The sequence below is a fragment of the Ideonella sp. P3_A4 genome, assembly GCF_056403075.1.
The window spans coordinates 1-1,335 of record NZ_JBFUGE010001059.1; the positions used below are offsets into that span (position 1 = coordinate 1).

Genomic DNA, 1,335 nt, shown 5'->3' on the forward strand with positions numbered 1-1,335 from the left:
GCCTTGAGTGATGCGTACTCGTTCGCCGTTAGCTCACGGACCAAATGACCGTGGCTTTGCAAAACGAACTTTCCATCTTGAATCGACGGATTGCCGCCGTGTGTGGCCAGGATGAACAGCAGGAAGTTGACGATCGCGTAGGCAAAGATCACGGAACCAAGTACCACGACCCAGAGGGGGAAATGCTCTCGAAGTTGAGCAAAGGAGGGTTTGGGCCCAAAAACTTTGCGACTCATAAGAGCGAAAGGAATAAAGACCACGAAGATTCCGGCGTGGAGTGACCAAACGAGTGGAACTTTCTCCGAGATATCAAGGCCGAGCAAGGCCGTGACATGCACTGCTAAGGACAGCATGAAGCCCAGCAAGGCAAGGGTGGCAAAGATACGCTTCATAGAAATCTAACGTTCGACGTAAGGGGCCTGCCGCAGGCAGGTCCCCTTGACGGAGGGGTTAGGGCGCATTCTCACTCTCGCTTKGAGATAGATAGGCAGTGCAAAGCGAACAGCGCMCCGACYGCATGGCGCCCCCAATGAACTCGATGAAGGAACGCCCACTGCCACAGCGCTTCCGCGGGCTGGCCACGCTCAAGCAGCACACAGCCGGCCTTTATGTCTTTGTAGGTGTCTAGCAAGTCATCTCCGACATCACCCATGACAGACTCTTCGTCAAGCGTKGGATCCGGATCGAAGTACTCRCGGTAGTAGTGACCATTGAAGCAYGCAAGGTTGCTTTGGGCTCTTGCCGCCTCTTCAGCAGGAAGATCTGGCAACCCATCTGAATTCTCTGGCTCGACGTTGGGAAGCRAGAGTGCTGCCGCATAGAGCTTMGAGAGCCAGGATGCTGCRGTRACCCMTGGCTCGGCACCGAGGGATGATCCTTCGCACCATGCGCARAACSCGCGTGCTACTTCGGYAAACGCRTGTGCGGCKGCGTGGGTGGGGTTCATGCGCTCTAACGTTCGACGTAAGGGGCGGCCGCAAGTGGGCGAAGCCCGCTTGTGGRCGTCCCCTTGACGGAGGGGTTAGGCCTGCCGCGGCCAACCGAAGAGAGATGAGTGCGAGCAGCTGGTGCAGGATGAGTTGGAGTTTTCCCTAGGAATCGCTGCAACGGCGGGAAGAGTGAGACTTGAGACACTTGCGACAGCAAAGTTGAGCGCGAAGAGACCGGATTCTTACCTGGCCTACCCAATGAGCCAACCGGAGGCCCAGCGGCTACTCGCCGCGAAAGTAGTTGTCGAAGGCCGCAATGGCCGCTTCGATTGTTGGCTCGCAAGGGAAGCGGAGTTCTGGGGGCTGCTCAGTAAAGAGTTCGATGAACTGCGAGTGAAGTTGTAGA

Annotated in this window: 2 protein-coding genes; both read right to left on the bottom strand. The window is 56.9% G+C overall.

Annotated features, from left to right (window positions below; genetic code table 11):
• Positions 1 to 392: hypothetical protein (locus tag AC1DYI_RS35830; protein WP_477208848.1), on the bottom strand; the 392-nt coding region annotated here is incomplete at its 3' end.
• A 71-nt stretch (positions 393 to 463) separates the two neighbouring features.
• Positions 464 to 946, bottom strand: coding sequence for a DUF5063 domain-containing protein (locus AC1DYI_RS35835; RefSeq protein ID WP_477208849.1), 483 nt, complete (start codon positions 944 to 946; stop codon positions 464 to 466).
• Positions 947 to 1,335: the final 389 nt, after the last annotated feature.